Genomic DNA, 20,452 nt, shown 5'->3' on the forward strand with positions numbered 1-20,452 from the left:
ACAGGTACAATTACGCTGGGACATATAAAGATGGCCTAAAACTGTTTTGATAACGGCAAAAGTGAACGAAACATTTTTTAAGTAGGGCTTTTCGTTGTATGATGAAATCATGATATGTTAAGATTTTACTTATAATTTTTCTGTTTGTAATGAGGAGGCTGGAGATGAATCGAATATTTCGATATACCATATTTTATTTACTGATTTTCCTAGTGATTATCGGTATTTTTGGTACTTTCAATAGTGGAAATTCACCAACGAAAGAGTTATCTTATCATGAGTTTCAACAAGCTCTAGATAAGAAAGAAATAACAAGTGCTACAATTCAACCTGATAAATCAGTTTACATCGTTGAAGGTACACTGAAAGGTTATGAGAAGGGTCAAAGCTTTACAGTGAATATCCCTCGTGAAAACCAATCTTTAATGGACCGTATCGATGAGGCTGCTAAGGATAAAGATAGTAATATTAGTTTTTTAGCAGCACCAGAAACAAGTGGATGGATTCAATTCTTTACAGGAATTATTCCTTTCATCATCATCATTTTCTTATTCTTCTTCCTAATGAGCCAATCTCAGGGTGGCGGTAATAAAGTGATGAGCTTTGGTAAAAGTAAAGCTAAACTTTATGATGACCAAAAGAAAAAAGTTCGTTTTACAGATGTAGCAGGTGCTGATGAAGAGAAAGCAGAGCTTGTAGAGGTTGTAGATTTTTTAAAAGACCATCGCAAGTTCACTGAAATCGGTGCACGCATTCCAAAAGGTATCTTACTTGTCGGTCCTCCAGGTACAGGTAAAACATTACTTGCACGTGCAGTGGCAGGCGAAGCAGGCGTTCCTTTCTTCTCAATTTCAGGTTCTGACTTCGTAGAAATGTTTGTCGGCGTCGGTGCATCACGTGTTCGAGATTTATTTGAAAACGCGAAGAAAAACGCACCATGTATCATCTTTATCGATGAGATTGATGCGGTTGGTCGTCAACGTGGCGCTGGTCTTGGCGGTGGTCATGACGAACGTGAACAAACACTGAACCAATTATTGGTTGAAATGGATGGTTTCGGAGCAAATGAAGGTATTATTATCATTGCTGCAACAAACCGCCCAGATATTTTAGATAAAGCGTTATTACGTCCAGGTCGATTTGACCGCCAAATTACTGTAGGTCATCCTGATGTAAAAGGGCGCGAAGCAATTCTTAAAGTACATGCACGTAATAAACCTTTAGCAGATACAGTTGATTTAGCTGCAGTTGCTCAACGTACTCCAGGTTTCTCCGGTGCAGATTTAGAAAACTTACTAAACGAAGCAGCACTTGTAGCAGCTCGTAAAAGTAAACGTACGATTAGTATGGCGGATATCGATGAAGCCTCTGACCGAGTAATTGCGGGTCCAGCTAAAGCAAGTCGAGTATACTCAGCCAAAGAGAAAAAACTGGTATCCTTCCATGAGGCTGGTCACGTAGTAGTAGGTCTTGAGCTTGATGAAGCGGATACAGTGCACAAAGTAACAATTGTTCCTCGTGGTCAAGCGGGTGGATATGCGATTATGTTACCGAAGGAAGAACGTTTCTTTACAACAAAGCAAGAGCTCTTAGATCGTATTGCAGGCCTTCTTGGTGGTCGTGTAGCTGAAGAAATTGTTCTTGGTGAAGTTTCTACTGGGGCACATAACGATTTCCAAAAAGTTACAAGCATTGCTCGTGCTATGGTTACCGAATACGGAATGAGTGAAAACCTTGGTGCTATGCAATTTGGTTCAAGTCAGGGTGGCAATGTATTCCTTGGTCGCGACTTTAATTCAGATCAAAATTATTCTGACTCAGTAGCCTATGAAATTGATAAAGAAATGCAAAAAATTATTGATACACAATATGAGCGTACAAAACGCATCCTAACGGAGAAACGTGATTTGCTTGATTTAATTGCCAATACTTTAATGGAGAAAGAAACATTAAATGCACAGGAAATCGAACATTTACGTGATCATGGTATTTTACCAGAGCCAGAGGTCGTAGAAAGTATTGAGGAGAGCACTCCGAAAATTGAAGCGAAGCCAACATTAGATACTATTGGTGAACCAACTGTTGAAAAAGAGCTACTTAGCAAAGAGCCTAACCCAACAACTTTAAATCTGGCAAAAGAAAGTAAAGAACCAAATGATGCTCCTAAAGGTATCGATGAGAAACGTGATTAAAGTAGAAAAGACTGTTTACTAAAATTAGGTAAACAGTCTTTTTCTTTGCCTTTTCTTGCTAATAAGCATTAGGATATATTTATGTAAGACAGTTACATATAACTCTGCTCTTAGGGTGGAGAGAAGATGTAAAGTTAGTGAAAACAGATTGGAGTGTTTAACGTGGGAAATGTAACATTGAATAATGGACTTAAGATGCCTTTGGTTGGTTATGGTGTTTTTCGAGTACCTGAAGGAGATGACCTAGCAGAAGCCGTAAAAACAGCTATTGCTAAAGGTTATCGTAGCATTGATACAGCACAAGTATATCGCAATGAAGAAAGTGTTGGTCGTGGAATACAAGCCGCAATTGAAGAAGGTTTAGTAACTCGTGAAGAACTATTTATCACATCCAAAGTTTGGAACGATGGTCTTTCCTATGAAAAAACACTTGCCGCATATGATAGCAGTTTAGAGAAAATGGGATTAGACTATTTAGATTTGTATTTAGTGCACTGGCCAGGAATTGATCAAAATTATATTGAGGTTTACAAAGCACTAGAAAAAATTTATCAAGATGGTCGAGTACGCTCAATTGGTGTTAGTAATTTCCATGTGCATCATTTAGAAAGCCTTTTGAAGGAAACGACTGTTATTCCTGTTATTAATCAAATTGAATTTCACCCACATTTAACACAAGAGGAAGTACGTGCCTATTGTGAGGATAAGGGTATACAGGTGGAGGCGTGGTCTCCATTGATGAATGGCTCTCTACTTGAAGAAGCGTTGATTCAAGAATTAGCCTCTAAATACAGCAAGACACCTGCACAGATTGTGTTACGCTATGATGTACAGCATCATGTTGTCACAATTCCAAAGACGATGACACCGGCACGTATGTCTGAAAACCTTGATGTTTTTGACTTTGCGTTATCTGAGCAAGAAATGACACAGTTGGATGCATTGAATGATGGTCTACGTTGTGGTCCAGATCCAGAAAAATTTAATTTTAAATGATTTTCAAAGGGGCTGCCTAGTTTAGGGAGCTCCTTTTTAAAGAAGCTTTCATCGTTATAGATGAACATCCACTGAAAAAATAAAGTAAGCATTCCGCTCACGCCTTTAGAGGAAGGAGATGAATGCTGAATCAAGGTAAAAAGTATGGTATCATTTTCTAAAGTATTTTATCTTCATTTCAATTAGATTGTAGCTGTCATGTTAGGTTTATGAAAGGTGCAATGATGATAGGGGAGGTGTCAGCCTTGATTTTAGTTTTAGATGCAGGGAATTCTAATATTGTATTAGGTGTCTATGATGACAACGAACAATTAGCTTTCCATTGGCGTATGGTGACGGACCTTCATAAAACAGAGGATGAATATGCTATGCAAGTTCTTTCATTTTTTAATCATGCAGGCATTTCATTTGAACAAATTACAGGTATTATTATATCCTCAGTTGTGCCACCAATTATGTTTTCATTAGACGCGATGTGTCAGAAATATTTTCGAAGAAAGCCTTTGGTAGTTGGCCCGGGTGTGAAAACGGGTTTAAATATTAAATACGAAAATCCGCGTGAGGTTGGGTCAGATCGCATTGTGAATGCCATAGCAGCTCTAGATTTATATAAAGCCCCTTGTATCATAGTTGATTTTGGTACAGCGACAACCTATTGTTATTTGAATGAGAAGGGCGATTACATGGGTGGTGCTATCGCGCCGGGTATAACGATTTCTACAGAGGCTCTTTATACACAGGCTGCAAGATTGCCGCGTATTGAAATAGTACGGCCTTCACATATTGTCGGGAAAACGACCGTTTCTGCCATGCAGGCAGGTATTTTTTATGGCTTTGTAGGACAAGTAGAGGGCATTGTTAACCGGATGAAAGCACAAAGTAAAGAGGAGCCATTAGTTATTGCTACAGGTGGGCTAGCAAATTTAATCGCAGGGGAGACACAAATCATTGATGTTGTGGATCCGTTTTTAACTTTGAAGGGTTTATATAAGCTATATAAACGTAACCAATAGGAAATGAGGGACATTCCATTTATGAATGATTATTTAGTAAGAGGGTTAGGATTTAATGGGCAAGTTCGTGTGTTTGCAGCTCGTACAACTGCTACAGTAGGTGAAGCGCAACGTCGTCATGATACTTGGCCAGTTGTGTCAGCAGCTTTAGGTCGTTCAATGACAGCAGCTGTCATGATGGGAGCTATGTTAAAAGGTGAAGAGAAAATCACGATTAAAATTGAGGGTGACGGTCCAATTGGCCCTATGGTAATTGATAGTAATGCACATGGGGAAGTACGCGGATTTGTTACAAACCCCCATGTTCACTTTGATTTAAATGAGCAAGGGAAGTTAGATGTTCGAGCAGGCGTTGGTACAGAAGGATTTCTTACAATTGTTAAAGATCTTGGATTGAGAGATATGTTCTCTGGACAAACACCAATTGTTTCGGGTGAAATCGCTGAAGACTTTACTTATTATTTCGCAACATCTGAGCAAGTACCATCATCAGTTGGATTAGGTGTATTAGTCAATCCAGACAACACTATTCTTGCAGCAGGCGGATTTATTCTTCAATTAATGCCGGGCTGTGAGGAAGAAACAATCAATGAAATTGAACAACATCTTGCTACAATAGAGCCTGTTTCAAAAATGATTGAAAAAGGCTTTACACCAGAGCAAATTTTAGAAGCTGTTTTAGGAAATGGACATCTACAAATTTTAGATTCCATGCCAGTTGAATTTAAATGTCAATGTACAAAAGAGCGGTTTGGTGCAGCAATTTTAGGTTTAGGAGCAGCGGAAATTAGAGAAATGATTGAAGAGGATGGCGGAGCGGAAGCAGAGTGTCACTTCTGCCTAGAGACATACAGTTTTTCTAAGGATGAGCTAGAAGGGTTTATTGATGAGCTCAACGCGTAATCGACGACCTTCAACCACTGTAACACCAAACCAAACGCCTTTACTGCAACGTCGTTTAAAGACAAAGCCTGCTTTAGCTGTCATAGCGATTCTGTTATTAGGAAATATTTTATGGTTCATCAGCTGGTTAATCCCAAACAAAGGTCAGGAAATTGGTAGCGACGAACAAGTCGCTGCCATTGATGGGGATGTGATCACGCGCCAAGAGTGGATGATTGCCATGGAAGAACGATATGGTAAAGAAACACTACAAAATTTAGTAAATGAATCGGTAATGGAAAAGGCAGCAAAAACATATAAAATTAAAGTTACCGATAAAGAAATAGATCTTGAACTTGCGTTAATGCGTTCTGCTCAAGATAAGTTTGATACAGCCATGCAAAATCTATCAGTAGAGCAACTACGCCAAAAAATTCGTTCACAGCTTATATTGGATAAAGTACTCACGAAGGACGTAGTGATAGAGGAAGAAAGTGTTGAAAAGTATTATGAGGAAAATCAGGGGTTATATAATACAAAAACAAGCTATCGTACGAATTTTATTGAAGTCGATTCAAAAAAAGCTGCTGATGAGGCACTAGGTGAATTGAAAAATGGTTCTGATTTTACAGTGCTGGCACGAGAAATATCTGTTGATAGTGCTTCAGCCAGTCTAGGAGGAGATATTGGTTTCCTCACAGAGAATCAGGAGAATGTGGACCCTACCATTATTAATACTGTGAAATCTCTTAAGGCAAATGAGGTAAGTAAAGCCTTTAAGTTAGATAATGGTCATTATGGAATTGTTCAAGTGCAAGAGGTATTAGAAGGACAATCCTTTACATATGACGATGTGAAAGAACATATTGAGCGTGAATTGGCTTTAGAGCAATTGACGCAATCTGTTACACCGGAAGCATTTTGGTCTGAATTTAATGCTACTTGGTATTATGGAGAGTCTAAAAAAGAAAAATAATACATGAAAAGAGTCTGCAGGTTTTGCGGGGTAAAATGAGTCTGATCAAACTTGCAGGCATTCGTAGTGACATACCCAATGGATGCAGATTCTTTTTTTGTAGACAGATGATAAGGCTTTTCCGTTTTAAGTAATGATAAATATTCTGAAAATATAAGTTTTATTTATTGACAATCGAATGGAAAAATTGATAAAATACAAAATAAGTAAAACCTATAAAAATAGTAGGGATTGGGAGTGGATTAGTAAATGAGTAGATTAGCGAATTCAGTGGCTGAATTAGTTGGTAAAACACCAATTGTAAAATTAAATCATGCAACAAATGAAAATGAAGGCACTGTGTATGTAAAATTAGAATATTTTAATCCAGGAAGCTCAGTAAAAGACCGTCTAGCTCTAGCAATGATTGAAGCTGCAGAAAAAGACGGGACATTAAAGCCGGGTGGTACAATCATTGAGCCGACTTCTGGTAATACAGGTATCGGTCTTGCGATGATTGCTGCTGCTAAAGGATACAAAGCGATTTTAGTTATGCCAGAAACAATGAGTTTAGAGCGTCGTAACTTATTACGAGCTTATGGTGCAGAGCTTGTGTTAACACCTGGTCCAGCAGGCATGAAGGGTGCAATTGCTAAAGCAGAAGAACTATCTGCTGAGCATGGCTACTTCCTCCCACAACAATTTACAAATCCAGCGAACGCTGTTATTCACCGTCTGACAACAGGTCCTGAAATTGTAGAAGCATTTGATGGCCTAACACTTGATGCATTTGTAGCTGGCGTTGGTACAGGTGGTACCATTACAGGTGCAGGTGCTGTATTAAAAGAAAAGTATCCAAACATTGAAATCATTGCTGTTGAACCAAAAGATTCACCGGTTCTTTCTGGTGGTCAACCAGGGCCACATAAAATTCAAGGTATTGGAGCTGGATTTGTACCAGAAGTACTAGATACAGATGTTTATTCTGCTGTATTCCCTGTTGAAAATGAGGTTGCTTTTGAAGTAGCACGTAAAGTAGCACGTGAAGAAGGTATCCTATGTGGTATTTCATCTGGTGCGGCCATCTATGCTGCGATTGAAGCGGCAAAACGTTTAGGTAAAGGTTCGAATGTTCTTGCCATTGTACCTTCTAACGGAGAGCGTTACCTTTCAACACCTTTATACCAATTTGAAGACTAAATAAAGATTTTTATGTAAGGGCTCCTTTTTAAAAGGAGTCCTTTTTAGTGCATAAAAACGGACACTATTAAAATTATAAAAATATTCGCTTCTATGTAATATTCAAGTTAAGATGGAATCACACCACATGTTTAAAGGGGAAAATAACTTGAAAACAATACTTACAAAAACATTAACAATGGATGCAGATTCATTTTTTTATAGCTATAAGAAGCAAACAGAGACACAGCAAGCGCATGTGTTTTTAGAGAGTGGACGCGGAGGGCATTTTACGATAGCTGCTTGGAATCCGTTAGCTACTGCACAATCAGTAGAGGAGGGGCTTTTAGTAAACTGGAGAAATGATAGACAAGAAATTTTACAAGGTGAATCTCTAGCTTTACTGGAAGAGCTTGTAGCGGAATATCGAATTTCTTATAATGTGGACCTTCCTGTTTTTCAAGGAGGGGCTATTGGATTTGTTGCATATGATTATGCACGTAAAATTGAAGTACTTCCTAATATGGCAAAGGATGACTTGCAAATACCAGATATCTATTTTTATATTTTTGATAGTTGGGCAGTACATGATGTGAAAACGAATACAGTTACTCTTATGAAGCTAGAAGATAGTGACGTTAACTTGGAAGAATGGGCTAACAACTGGCAGGTTGCAGCACAGTCTGGTTTAGAGGCGCGTAAATTTGAAAAAACAAATGCTGTAGAAGTTGCTAATGATGAGCATGAATTGCTTGTCTCATTTGCAGGAACTGATTTTGAAGCAGCTGTAAAGAAAATTCAAACCTATATAGCACAGGGTGATGTGTTTCAGGTAAACTTATCTGTTCGTCAGTCCAAGAACTTAAATGCGACTGCGATGGATGTCTACGAGGCTTTACGAGCGTTTAATCCGTCGCCATACATGGCTTATATTGAAGCACCTGATTTTGCTGTAGTTTCTGGGTCACCCGAGTTATTAGTAAAACGTCATGGCAATGAATTATCGACAAGACCCATTGCAGGTACTCGACCAAGAGGGAAATCCGAAGCGGAAGATTTAGCATTGGCACAAGAGTTGATTGATAATGAGAAAGAACGTGCTGAGCATGTGATGTTAGTGGATTTAGAGCGCAATGATTTAGGACGAGTATCAGCCTATGGAACAGTGGAAGTGGACGAATTTATGGTCATTGAGCGCTATTCACATGTCATGCACATTGTTTCAAATGTACGAGGAGAAATAGCGGAAGATAAAACGAATGCAGATGTTATCCGTGCAATGTTCCCAGGTGGGACGATTACAGGTGCGCCAAAGATCCGCACCATGGAAATTATTGAAGAACTGGAGCCTGTACGACGAGGTTTATACACTGGTTCTATCGGTTGGCTCGGCTATACAGGTGATATGGAGTTTAATATTGTGATCCGTACAGCATTTATAAAAGATGGGGTTGCACATATTCAAGCTGGAGCAGGTATTGTCATTGACTCTGTGCCAGAAAGGGAGTATCAGGAATCCTTAAATAAGGCGAAGGCAATGTGGCAGGCAAAGGCAATGGCAGAGGAGCGAGCAAAATGATTTTAATGATTGATAATTATGATTCATTTATCTACAACATCGTACAATATTTAGGTGAATTTGGTCATGAGATAGTAGTGAAACGAAATGATGATATAACAGTAAAGGAGATTGAGCAACTTGCACCTGATATGATTGTTATTTCTCCAGGACCATGTAGTCCAAATGAGGCAGGTGAAAGCCTGAACATTATTAAATATTTCGCGGGAAATATTCCGATTTTAGGGGTCTGCCTGGGTCATCAGGCACTTGCACAGGTGTTTGGCGGCAATGTCATACGAGCTGAGCATCTTATGCATGGTAAGACATCACCTGTGCTACATGCTGAAGTGGGTTTGCATAAAGGTATGCCAAATCCCTTCCAGGCCACACGTTACCACTCTCTTATTGTAGAAAAAGAGACGTTACCAGCATGTCTAGAAGTAACCGCTTGGACAGAAGAGGGGGAAATTATGGGGCTTCGTCACACGGAATATTCGATAGAGGGTGTACAATATCATCCAGAATCTATTATGACAGAGCAAGGCAAAAAACTATTGCGTCAATTTATAGAGAAGTATGTAGAAGGAGTGGAATAGATGCAGTGCTGGATGAATGGAAACTATATGGCCGCACAGGATTTGCGGATTTCTCCATTTGATCATGGCTTTTTATATGGATTGGGCTTTTTTGAAACATTCCGCACATATAGAGGTCAGGTATTTCGCTGGGAAGAGCATATGGATAGATTACAGCTTGCTTTATCTCAGTATCACATTCATTTAACCTATCCTGAAAAATTTTTACTTGAAGTTGTGCAACAGTTAAACAAGCTGGCTGGCGGTCAGGATGGCTACTTCCGTTTAAATGTATCAGCTGGAGAACATCATATTGGATTACAGCCAACAGAATATAAACAACCCAATGTCATTATCTTTCGAAAAGAACTTCAGAATACAAAACGTGGTACGGAGAAAATTGCGCAATGGCTTTCAACGCCACGCAATACACCTGAACAAGGATTGCGAGTTAAATCACATCATTATGGTAACAACGTGCTTGGCCGCTTTGAAATGCTATCACTGGCACAACAAGAAGGGTTCTTTTTAACAGAACAGGGCTATGTGGCTGAAGGTGTGACATCAAATGTTTTTTGGGTAAAAAATGATATACTATATACGCCTTCCTTAGAGACAGGTATTTTACCGGGTATTATTCGAGCGTGGGTTATAGAGAAGGCCTCTGAACTCGATTTAGAAGTTAAAGAAGGTTTTTATACAAAAGAAGACTTACTACAAAGTACGGAATGCTTCATTACCAATTCAGTACAAGAGCTTGTGCCGATTAGTAGCTTAGAGAATGTGCAATTTTTAGGTAATAATGGGCCGATTTATTTGTGTTTACATGAGGCATTTGTTCAAGAAGTGGAGCAAGGATAGAGGGAGCGTTTACATGCTAGAAAAATATAAGAAACCATTAACGCTTAATGGTATTACATTAGACTATACAAAAGAAACATTTGTTATGGGGATTCTCAATGTTACACCAGATTCCTTCTCAGATGGTGGAAAATACAACAATGTAGAAGCTGCTGTTGCTCAAGCGAAAAAAATGGTGGCTGAAGGGGCTAAAATAATTGATGTAGGTGGGGAATCTACACGCCCTGGGTATGAACGAATTTCAGATGAAGATGAAATTGCACGCATTGTGCCCGTTATTCAAGCATTAGCGAAAGAAGTAAGGGCCGTTATTTCCGTTGATACGTATAAAGCAAATGTAGCCCGTGCTGCTATTGAAGCAGGGGCACATATGATTAATGATATTTGGGGTGCGAAGGCTGAGCCAGAAATTGCTCAGGTTGCTGCGGATTTACATGTGCCTATTATTTTAATGCATAATCGCGAAAATATGGATTATGGTGTTGATTTTTGGGCGACAGCAAAAATGGACTTAGAGAAAAGTATTGCCATCGCTCAGCAAGCGGGGGTTCCTGAACATCATATCATCTTAGATCCAGGTATCGGCTTTGCTAAAAATACTGGCCAAAATATAGTTATGATGCAACACTTAAAGGATTTAGTAGCTATGGGTTACCCTGTATTATTAGCAACGTCACGTAAATCAATGATTGGCAATGTCTTAAAACTACCTGTTGAAGAGCGTCTTGAAGGGACAAGTGCGACAGTGGTTTATGGAATTGAAAAGGGCTGTCATATGATACGTGTTCATGATGTAAAGGAAATGACGCGTGCTACGTATATGGCTGATGTCTTAGTGGGAAAACGTTTGTTTAAGGAGGAAGCGTGATGGATTACATTCATTTAAAGGACATGCAGTTTTATGGCTACCATGGTGTATTAGCAGCAGAAACAACTCTAGGTCAACGCTTTCGAGCAAATGTTTCCCTTGCTGTAGATATGACAAAGGCTGGAGAAACAGATGATCTCTCTTATACAGTGAACTATGCAGAGGTCTATGCATTATGCCGTGATATTGTGGAGGGGGAACCGTTTAAGCTAATTGAGGCTCTGGTCGTGAGAGTAGCGGATGCAATATTAACAACCTACCCTGATAAAGTAAAAGGAGTTCGTGTAGAACTAATTAAACCAGACCCACCAATTCATGGCTATTACAAAGAGGTGTCTGTTGAGGTAACGAGAGGTGATTTCTGATGAAGGATGTCTATTTATCTATCGGAACGAATATGGGAGAGAGATATGAAAATCTTCAGCATGCAGTTGCCCTTTTAAAGGAAACGGAAGGTATTAAACTTGTTCGTGTATCGTCCGTTTATGAAACTGCTGCAGTGGGTTATACAGATCAGGCAGATTTTTTAAATATTGCTGTTCATCTAAAAACAGATGTTTCTTCTGCTGATATGTTGAAGATCTGCCAATCAATAGAACAGGAATTAGGGCGTGTTCGAGAATTTCGCTGGGGCCCACGAATCATTGACCTTGACATTTTACTTTACAATCAAGAGAATATTGAAACGGAGAGTTTAACAGTTCCCCATCCAAGAATGTACGAAAGAGCATTCGTCTTAGTACCATTAGTAGAGATTGCAGCATCACCCTTTGATGTACAGCTACAACAAGCGCACGATCTGTTGCAGCAAATGGATTGCGAAAATGAAGGTATCACCCTATGGAGTCCGTTTGAAGAGTTTTCAACGGTGTATTAAGAATAGTATGTGGATGAAAGATTAATGCATAGCATTAACAATAGATAGCAAATAATAGGTAAAAGCTTTTAGAGGAGGAAGACAACGTTGAGTCTTACAACAGAGAAGCCGTTTCAAATTGGCGATATCGTCATGGACAATCGAGTGGTTTTAGCGCCAATGGCTGGGATCTGTAACTCTGCTTTCCGATTAACGGTTAAAGAGTTCGGAGCAGGTCTCGTGTATGCTGAAATGATTAGTGATAAGGGTATTGTCCAAAAAAACGAAAAAACATTAGGGATGCTTTATATCGATGAACGTGAAAATCCGCTGTCATTGCAAATTTTTGGTGGAGATAAAGCAACTTTAGTGGAAGCGGCGAAATATGTGGATGAAAATACAACTGCTGATATTATTGATATCAACATGGGGTGCCCTGTTAATAAAATCATTAAATGTGAAGCAGGAGCCCGCTTGTTACTTGATCCAAATAAAGTATATGAAATGGTAGCGGCTGTTGTGGATGCTGTCAAAAAACCAGTCAGCGTAAAAATGCGTATTGGCTGGGATGACGAGCATATTTTTGCAGTGGAAAATGCACAAGCTGTTGAGCGTGCAGGTGCAGCAGCGGTGGCGGTTCATGGTCGTACACGTGTACAAATGTATGAAGGTAAAGCGAATTGGGATTTCATTCGTCAAGTGAAGGAGAATGTAAACATTCCTGTGCTTGGTAATGGTGACGTGGAAACACCACAAGATGCTAAACGTATGCTTGAAACTACAGGAGTAGATGCAGTCATGATTGGGCGTGCTGCATTAGGTAATCCATGGATGATTTACCGCACGGTTCAATACCTAGAAACAGGTGAGTTAAAGGAAGAACCAAGTGTTCGAGAAAAAATGGATGTATGTCTCCTACACTTTGAACGTCTTCTCCAATTAAAAGGAGAAGGAATTGCGGTGCGTGAAATGCGTAAACATGCGTCATGGTATTTAAAAGGAATTCGTGGTAATGGGAAAGCACGTAATGCTATTAACCAAACAGAAACGGCGGCAGACCTTCGTGCGCTATTAAATGGCCTTGTGCAGGAATATGAAGAGAGCGAATTTAATTTAGTCGGTCCAGAAGCTAAGGAATTAATTGTATAGTGATATGTATAGGGCGTCTCGGTATTTTTAAAAGAGGCGCCTTTGTGTTGCTAACTTTAATTTTTAGAATTATTAATCATCTTTTGTTGGATTGAAAATAAATTGAAACAGATGATTACAGCACTAAAATTGTGTACAATAGAAATATTATGGACGTAAACGCGGACAATTTACTTAAGGAGTGAAACAAGTGTCAAATAATATAGAAGAATTAAATGATCAACTTTTGGTGAGACGCCAAAAAATGACGACAATACTAGAAAACGGACAAGACCCTTTCGGAAGTCGTTTTGAGCGTACACATTTATCAACAGAAGTGCGTGAGCAATTTGCAGACCAAACAAAAGAGCAGCTAGAAGAAAACCTTCAAGAGGTTGTTATTGCGGGTCGTATTATGACGAAACGTGGTAAAGGAAAAGCTGGCTTTGCCCATATTCAAGATTTAGGTGGCCAAATTCAAATTTATGTTCGTCAAGATCATGTAGGCGAGGAAGCATATGAATTATTTAAGCAAGCAGACTTAGGAGATATTGTTGGAGTGCGTGGAAACGTATTCCGTACACAAGTTGGAGAGCTTTCAGTAAAAGCGGAGGGCTTCACGTTCCTTACAAAAGCACTTCGTCCTATGCCAGAGAAATTCCACGGCCTACAGGATGTTGAGCAACGTTATCGCCAACGTTACTTAGATTTAATGACAAATGAAGATAGTAAAAAAACATTTATAACTCGTTCTAAAATCATCCGTGCAATCCGTAATTATCTAGATAACTCTGGATATTTAGAAGTAGAAACACCAATGCTTCATACGATTGCTGGTGGTGCAGCTGCTCGTCCATTTATTACGCACCACAATGCACTAGATATGGAACTATATATGCGAATCGCAATCGAATTGCATTTAAAACGTTTAATAGTTGGTGGTTTAGAGAAAGTTTATGAAATCGGTCGTGTATTCCGTAACGAAGGAATCTCTACACGTCATAACCCTGAATTTACAATGATTGAGCTATATGAAGCATATGCTGATTATCAAGATATCATGTCACTAACTGAAAACCTTATTGCACATGTTGCGCAAGAAGTTCTTGGTACAACGACAGTTCAATATGGAGAAGATGAAATCAACCTTGCAGTAGGTTGGAAACGAGTACACATGGTAGACGCTGTAAAAGAGGCAACAGGTGTAGACTTCTGGCAGCCAATGACAAAAGAACAAGCGCAAGCACTTGCAAAAAAGCACGGAGTAGAAGTGAAAGATGTTCATGAAGTAGGTCATATCATTAATGAATTCTTTGAACAAAAAGTAGAAGAGACTCTTGTGCAGCCAACATTTGTATATGGTCATCCAGTAGAAATTTCACCTCTTGCGAAGAAGAATCCAGAGGACGAGCGTTTCACAGATCGTTTTGAGCTATTTATTGTTCGTCGTGAGCATGCAAATGCCTTCACAGAATTAAATGATCCAATCGACCAACGCCAACGCTTTGAAGCGCAATTAGCAGAAAAAGCAGCTGGTAACGATGAAGCACATGAAATGGACAACGATTTCATTGAAGCGTTGGAATACGGTATGCCTCCAACAGGTGGACTAGGTATTGGTATTGACCGTTTAATCATGCTTCTTACAAATTCACCATCAATTCGTGATGTATTATTATTCCCAACAATGCGTCATATTACAAAATAGTTAAATTGTAATGAAGTCTTTTCGTGAAGCAATAAAAGAATAGTAATGAATGAAGAGGAGAATTCACAATATAGGTGAGTTCTCCTCTTTTTAAGCTATAAAAAAATTAAGTTGTTTAAACGAGGATTAAATTTAGGTTATACTTTTATAGTTCTATGTTTTTCAAATTCAAAAAGTATAAAAAGAAGTATTTTTATTGGGGGCTTATAATGAATTACAAAATTATTAACAAACAAGTATTTGAACAGGCACAACTACGTTCGGTTTCTGATGTGCCATTTACTGAAGAAGAACTTGAGAATGGTATGAAATTAGTGGTTGCTAAAAAAGATGAGAACCTTACTTTATATTTAGTAGAAATAGATGGCCACAAGAAATTCGACGTTCGTTGGGATGATTCTTCTGAAGTTTTCAGTGGCTGGTATTCTGCGTGGGACAATTTCTTATGGTGCTTAAATATTGTGGATCCTCAAGCGGATGACCTTAAATAGGGACATAAATAGCAGTAAGCAGGCGCTAAAGTGCAGTAGAAGCACTTTAGCGCCTGCTTATTTGTTAGGAAATGAAAAACTAAATAGAGCTTTATAGTGACTTATATAGGAAATGTTGTTATGGCGGTTATAAAAATAAAAGTAGGTTTGTGCGAAAGGTTGCTTAGATTCAAACTATCCAGAAGGCAACGGGATTTATTCATAGTAGCGTTATAGCATGAAATTATATTGCTATGTTGATTACAATTTACAAGACTTTGATTTATAAATCTGAAGGAGTAATGTTTACAAACAAATACCACTGAGATTTCCTTTCCTAAACAAATGGTATCTTGAGAATAAATAAGTATTTTTATTTTAAAACATTGAGATTTAAAAGAAAGAGATGTATAGTAAAACAAATAATTAAGTAAGCAAAGAGAATATCTCAATTTGGTATTCTCGTAAATGCACAAAAATGCTTATAAATTTGTGTTTTTTTAATTCAATAGATTTTATTAAAAAAACACTTGCCAAGTCTATCATAACGTGATAAATTATTACTTGTCGTTAAGACGACGTAAGAACTAACATCAAACTTCAAAAACAATTTGAATAAAAAGATGTTGACTTGGTAAAGTGGTTATGATAAGATTTAAAAGTTGTCTCTCCTGGGAATGAAAGTTTTCTTGAAAAAAGATGTTGACAACTAGAAATGATGTTGTTATAATATAAAAGTTGCTGTCGAAAGATGGTTGACGAAATGAACCTTGAAAACTGAACAAGCAAAACGTAATCAATAAAGTTTTCAGTAACTAACTTCGGTTAGTGAACAAAACAAAATTTTGGACATCAAAATTGATGCCAGCAAAACAATTTGAGCTATTCAAATTTCTTTTATGGAGAGTTTGATCCTGGCTCAGGACGAACGCTGGCGGCGTGCCTAATACATGCAAGTCGAGCGAACAGAGAAGGAGCTTGCTCCTTTGACGTTAGCGGCGGACGGGTGAGTAACACGTGGGCAACCTACCTTATAGTTTGGGATAACTCCGGGAAACCGGGGCTAATACCGAATAATCTGTTTCACCTCATGGTGAAATACTGAAAGACGGTTTCGGCTGTCGCTATAGGATGGGCCCGCGGCGCATTAGCTAGTTGGTGAGGTAACGGCTCACCAAGGCGACGATGCGTAGCCGACCTGAGAGGGTGATCGGCCACACTGGGACTGAGACACGGCCCAGACTCCTACGGGAGGCAGCAGTAGGGAATCTTCCACAATGGGCGAAAGCCTGATGGAGCAACGCCGCGTGAGTGAAGAAGGATTTCGGTTCGTAAAACTCTGTTGTAAGGGAAGAACAAGTACAGTAGTAACTGGCTGTACCTTGACGGTACCTTATTAGAAAGCCACGGCTAACTACGTGCCAGCAGCCGCGGTAATACGTAGGTGGCAAGCGTTGTCCGGAATTATTGGGCGTAAAGCGCGCGCAGGTGGTTTCTTAAGTCTGATGTGAAAGCCCACGGCTCAACCGTGGAGGGTCATTGGAAACTGGGAGACTTGAGTGCAGAAGAGGATAGTGGAATTCCAAGTGTAGCGGTGAAATGCGTAGAGATTTGGAGGAACACCAGTGGCGAAGGCGACTATCTGGTCTGTAACTGACACTGAGGCGCGAAAGCGTGGGGAGCAAACAGGATTAGATACCCTGGTAGTCCACGCCGTAAACGATGAGTGCTAAGTGTTAGGGGGTTTCCGCCCCTTAGTGCTGCAGCTAACGCATTAAGCACTCCGCCTGGGGAGTACGGTCGCAAGACTGAAACTCAAAGGAATTGACGGGGGCCCGCACAAGCGGTGGAGCATGTGGTTTAATTCGAAGCAACGCGAAGAACCTTACCAGGTCTTGACATCCCGTTGACCACTGTAGAGATATAGTTTCCCCTTCGGGGGCAACGGTGACAGGTGGTGCATGGTTGTCGTCAGCTCGTGTCGTGAGATGTTGGGTTAAGTCCCGCAACGAGCGCAACCCTTGATCTTAGTTGCCATCATTTAGTTGGGCACTCTAAGGTGACTGCCGGTGACAAACCGGAGGAAGGTGGGGATGACGTCAAATCATCATGCCCCTTATGACCTGGGCTACACACGTGCTACAATGGACGATACAAACGGTTGCCAACTCGCGAGAGGGAGCTAATCCGATAAAGTCGTTCTCAGTTCGGATTGTAGGCTGCAACTCGCCTACATGAAGCCGGAATCGCTAGTAATCGCGGATCAGCATGCCGCGGTGAATACGTTCCCGGGCCTTGTACACACCGCCCGTCACACCACGAGAGTTTGTAACACCCGAAGTCGGTGAGGTAACCTTTTGGAGCCAGCCGCCGAAGGTGGGATAGATGATTGGGGTGAAGTCGTAACAAGGTAGCCGTATCGGAAGGTGCGGCTGGATCACCTCCTTTCTAAGGATTATTTCGGAATACAAACCTAGGGTTTGTAAGATTACGTTTTGCGTTCAGTTTTGAAGGTTTATTCTTCTTGAATGAACAGCTTCAAAACTTGTTCTTTGAAAACTGGATAAAACGACATTGAAATTGTAACAAACACATTTATTTTTTAAGTTTTTTATAGGCTTAATAAAATTAAGAGGGTTTCAAGACACGAGCAGTTCTAGGAAGCAATCGAGTGAATGAAGGAACGTACTTGAGTACGTGACTGATTGAACGAGTGAAGCTGACAACGAAATGTGATGTGTATTGAAAGCCGTTAGGTTAAGTTATTAAGGGCGCACGGCGAATGCCTTGGCACTAGGAGCCGAAGAAGGACGGCACTAACACCGATATGCTTCGGGGAGCTGTAAGTGAGCTTTGATCCGGAGATTTCCGAATGGGGGAACCCACTACGTTTAATCGCGTAGTATCTTGACGTGAATACATAGCGTCTTGAAGGCAGACCCAGGGAACTGAAACATCTAAGTACCTGGAGGAAGAGAAAGAAAAATCGATTCCCTGAGTAGCGGCGAGCGAAACGGGAAGAGCCCAAACCAAGAGGCTTGCCTCTTGGGGTTGTAGGACACTCAATACGGAGTTACAAAAGAGCGAGTTAGATGAAGCGACTTGGAAAGGTCCGCCAGAGCAGGTAAAAGCCCTGTAGTCGAAAGTTCGTTCTCTCCTGAGTGGATCCTGAGTACGGCGGAACACGTGAAATTCCGTCGGAATCCGGGAGGACCATCTCCCAAGGCTAAATACTACCTAGTGACCGATAGTGAACCAGTACCGTGAGGGAAAGGTGAAAAGCACCCCGGAAGGGGAGTGAAAGAGATCCTGAAACCGTGTGCCTACAAGTAGTTAGAGCCCGTTAATGGGTGATAGCGTGCCTTTTGTAGAATGAACCGGCGAGTTACGATTACGTGCGAGGTTAAGCTTTAGAAGGCGGAGCCGCAGCGAAAGCGAGTCTGAATAGGGCGAAATAGTACGTGGTCGTAGACCCGAAACCAGGTGATCTACCCATGTCCAGGGTGAAGGTAAGGTAACACTTACTGGAGGCCCGAACCCACGCACGTTGAAAAGTGCGGGGATGAGGTGTGGGTAGCGGAGAAATTCCAATCGAACTTGGAGATAGCTGGTTCTCTCCGAAATAGCTTTAGGGCTAGCCTCGTGATGAGAATACTGGAGGTAGAGCACTGTTTGGACTAGGGGGCCATCCCGGTTTACCGAATTCAGACAAACTCCGAATGCCAGATATTTATACACGGGAGTCAGACTGCGAGTGATAAGATCCGTAGTCAAAAGGGAAACAGCCCAGACCACCAGCTAAGGTCCCAAAGTAATCGTTAAGTGGAAAAGGATGTGGCGTTGCACAGACAACCAGGATGTTGGCTTAGAAGCAGCCATCATTTAAAGAGTGCGTAATAGCTCACTGGTCGAGTGACGCTGCGCCGAAAATGTATCGGGGCTAAACGATTCACCGAAGCTGTGGATTGACATCTACGATGTCAGTGGTAGGAGAGCGTTCTAAGTGCGTTGAAGTCAGACCGGAAGGACTGGTGGAGCGCTTAGAAGTGAGAATGCCGGTATGAGTAGCGAAAGACGGGTGAGAATCCCGTCCACCGTATGACTAAGGTTTCCTGAGGAAGGCTCGTCCGCTCAGGGTTAGTCGGGACCTAAGCCGAGGCCGATAGGCGTAGGCGATGGACAACAGGTTGATATTCCTGTACCACCTCCTCACCGTTTGAGAAATGGGGGGACGCAGTAGGATAGGGTAAGCGCGCTGTTGGTTATGCGCGTCCAAGCAGTAAGGCGTGTGTGTAGGCAAATCCGCACACTGTAACGTTGAGCTGTGATGGCGAGTCCGTATGGACGAAGTTCCTGATTTCACACTGCCAAGAAAAGCCTCTATCGAGGTGAGAGGTGCCCGTACCGCAAACCGACACAGGTAGTCGAGGAGAGAATCCTAAGGTGTGCGAGAGAACTCTCGTTAAGGAACTCGGCAAAATGACCCCGTAACTTCGGGAGAAGGGGTGCTCTTGAGCGTGCAAGCGCATGAGAGCCGCAGTGAATAGGCCCAGGCGACTGTTTAGCAAAAACACAGGTCTCTGCAAAACCGTAAGGTGACGTATAGGGGCTGACGCCTGCCCGGTGCTGGAAGGTTAAGAGGAGTGGTTAGCGCAAGCGAAGCTGCGAATTGAAGCCCCAGTAAACGGCGGCCGTAACTATAACGGTCCTAAGGTAGCGAAATTCCTTGTCGGGTAAGTTCCGACCCGCACGAAAGGCGTAACGATCTGGGCACTGTCTCAACGAGAGACTCGGTGAAATTATAGTACCTGTGAAGATGCAGGTTACCCGCGACAGGACGGAAAGACCCCGTGGAGCTTTACTGTAGCCTGATATTGAATTTTGGTACAACTTGTACAGGATAGGTAGGAGCCAGAGATCTCGGAGCGCCAGCTTCGAAGGAGGCGTCGGTGGGATACTACCCTGGTTGTATTGAAATTCTAACCCATGCCCCTTAGCGGGGCAGGAGACAGTGTCAGGCGGACAGTTTGACTGGGGCGGTCGCCTCCTAAAAGGTAACGGAGGCGCCCAAAGGTTCCCTCAGAATGGTTGGAAATCATTCGTAGAGTGTAAAGGCACAAGGGAGCTTGACTGCGAGACCTACAAGTCGAGCAGGGTCGAAAGACGGGCTTAGTGATCCGGTGGTTCCGCATGGAAGGGCCATCGCTC

General features: G+C 41.2%; 15 protein-coding genes and 2 rRNA genes (1 of these 17 cut by a window edge). All 17 read left to right on the plus strand.

Translation table 11 applies throughout. From position 1 onward, the window contains the following. Nucleotides 1–164 precede the first annotated feature (164 nt). Nucleotides 165–2,192, plus strand: a complete 2,028-nt coding sequence (gene ftsH / locus MHI04_RS00470; protein ID WP_036120673.1) for an ATP-dependent zinc metalloprotease FtsH — start codon at nt 165–167, stop codon at nt 2,190–2,192. 195 nt (nt 2,193–2,387) lie between these two features. Continuing rightward, nucleotides 2,388–3,188, plus strand: a complete 801-nt coding sequence (locus MHI04_RS00475) for an aldo/keto reductase (RefSeq protein WP_271913508.1) — start codon at nt 2,388–2,390, stop codon at nt 3,186–3,188. A gap of 245 nt (nt 3,189–3,433) precedes the next feature. Then, the gene (locus tag MHI04_RS00480) at nt 3,434–4,201 is read left to right on the plus strand and encodes a type III pantothenate kinase (RefSeq protein WP_058844489.1); all 768 of its coding nucleotides are present in this window, start codon (nt 3,434–3,436) and stop codon (nt 4,199–4,201) included. A 21-nt stretch (nt 4,202–4,222) separates the two neighbouring features. After that, nucleotides 4,223–5,104: an Hsp33 family molecular chaperone HslO gene (gene hslO / locus MHI04_RS00485; RefSeq protein WP_036120682.1), complete on the plus strand. Its 882-nt coding sequence runs from the start codon at nt 4,223–4,225 to the stop codon at nt 5,102–5,104. Then, nucleotides 5,088–6,059, plus strand: a complete 972-nt coding sequence (locus MHI04_RS00490; protein ID WP_036120685.1) for a peptidyl-prolyl cis-trans isomerase — start codon at nt 5,088–5,090, stop codon at nt 6,057–6,059. Before hslO ends, MHI04_RS00490 begins: the two co-directional genes overlap by 17 nt. 249 nt (nt 6,060–6,308) lie before the next feature. Further along, a complete protein-coding gene (gene cysK / locus MHI04_RS00495) occupies nt 6,309–7,238 on the plus strand; it encodes a cysteine synthase A (RefSeq protein ID WP_036120688.1) in 930 nt (309 codons plus the stop codon). A gap of 127 nt (nt 7,239–7,365) precedes the next feature. Beyond that, the gene (locus MHI04_RS00500) at nt 7,366–8,796 is read left to right on the plus strand and encodes an anthranilate synthase component I family protein (RefSeq protein WP_271912030.1); all 1,431 of its coding nucleotides are present in this window, start codon (nt 7,366–7,368) and stop codon (nt 8,794–8,796) included. Then, the gene (gene pabA / locus MHI04_RS00505; protein WP_036120693.1) at nt 8,793–9,374 is read left to right on the plus strand and encodes an aminodeoxychorismate/anthranilate synthase component II; all 582 of its coding nucleotides are present in this window, start codon (nt 8,793–8,795) and stop codon (nt 9,372–9,374) included. The genes MHI04_RS00500 and pabA overlap by 4 nt, the downstream gene beginning before the upstream one ends. Beyond that, nucleotides 9,375–10,214, plus strand: coding sequence for an aminodeoxychorismate lyase (gene pabC / locus MHI04_RS00510; RefSeq protein ID WP_036120697.1), 840 nt, complete (start codon nt 9,375–9,377; stop codon nt 10,212–10,214). It begins immediately after the preceding gene. Between the two features lie 13 nt (nt 10,215–10,227). Next, on the plus strand, nt 10,228–11,082 hold the full coding sequence (folP, locus tag MHI04_RS00515; protein WP_036120700.1) for a dihydropteroate synthase: 855 nt from the start codon (nt 10,228–10,230) through the stop codon (nt 11,080–11,082). Beyond that, complete coding sequence (gene folB, locus MHI04_RS00520; protein ID WP_036120703.1) at nt 11,082–11,447, plus strand: dihydroneopterin aldolase; 366 nt, start codon at nt 11,082–11,084, stop codon at nt 11,445–11,447. The genes folP and folB overlap by 1 nt, the downstream gene beginning before the upstream one ends. Further along, a complete protein-coding gene (gene folK / locus MHI04_RS00525; protein WP_036120706.1) occupies nt 11,447–11,959 on the plus strand; it encodes a 2-amino-4-hydroxy-6-hydroxymethyldihydropteridine diphosphokinase in 513 nt (170 codons plus the stop codon). Before folB ends, folK begins: the two co-directional genes overlap by 1 nt. A gap of 87 nt (nt 11,960–12,046) precedes the next feature. Continuing rightward, the gene (gene dusB, locus MHI04_RS00530) at nt 12,047–13,087 is read left to right on the plus strand and encodes a tRNA dihydrouridine synthase DusB (protein WP_036120709.1); all 1,041 of its coding nucleotides are present in this window, start codon (nt 12,047–12,049) and stop codon (nt 13,085–13,087) included. Nucleotides 13,088–13,268: 181 nt separating this feature from the next. Beyond that, complete coding sequence (lysS, locus tag MHI04_RS00535; RefSeq protein WP_036123105.1) at nt 13,269–14,774, plus strand: lysine--tRNA ligase; 1,506 nt, start codon at nt 13,269–13,271, stop codon at nt 14,772–14,774. Between the two features lie 209 nt (nt 14,775–14,983). After that, nucleotides 14,984–15,265 carry a hypothetical protein gene (locus MHI04_RS00540; protein WP_036123109.1) on the plus strand — a complete coding sequence of 94 codons (282 nt, stop codon included), beginning with the start codon at nt 14,984–14,986 and terminating at the stop codon, nt 15,263–15,265. An 875-nt stretch (nt 15,266–16,140) separates the two neighbouring features. After that, a 16S ribosomal RNA gene (locus MHI04_RS00545) occupies nt 16,141–17,692 on the plus strand. A 307-nt stretch (nt 17,693–17,999) separates the two neighbouring features. After that, nucleotides 18,000–20,452, plus strand: a 23S ribosomal RNA gene (locus MHI04_RS00550); it runs 475 nt beyond the window's last position. The 16S and 23S rRNA genes sit together here, the layout of an rRNA operon.

Origin of the sequence: Lysinibacillus sp. FSL K6-1151 (assembly GCF_038630755.1) — a bacterium.
GTDB classification, from domain to species: Bacteria; Bacillota; Bacilli; order Bacillales_A; family Planococcaceae; genus Lysinibacillus; species Lysinibacillus fusiformis_D.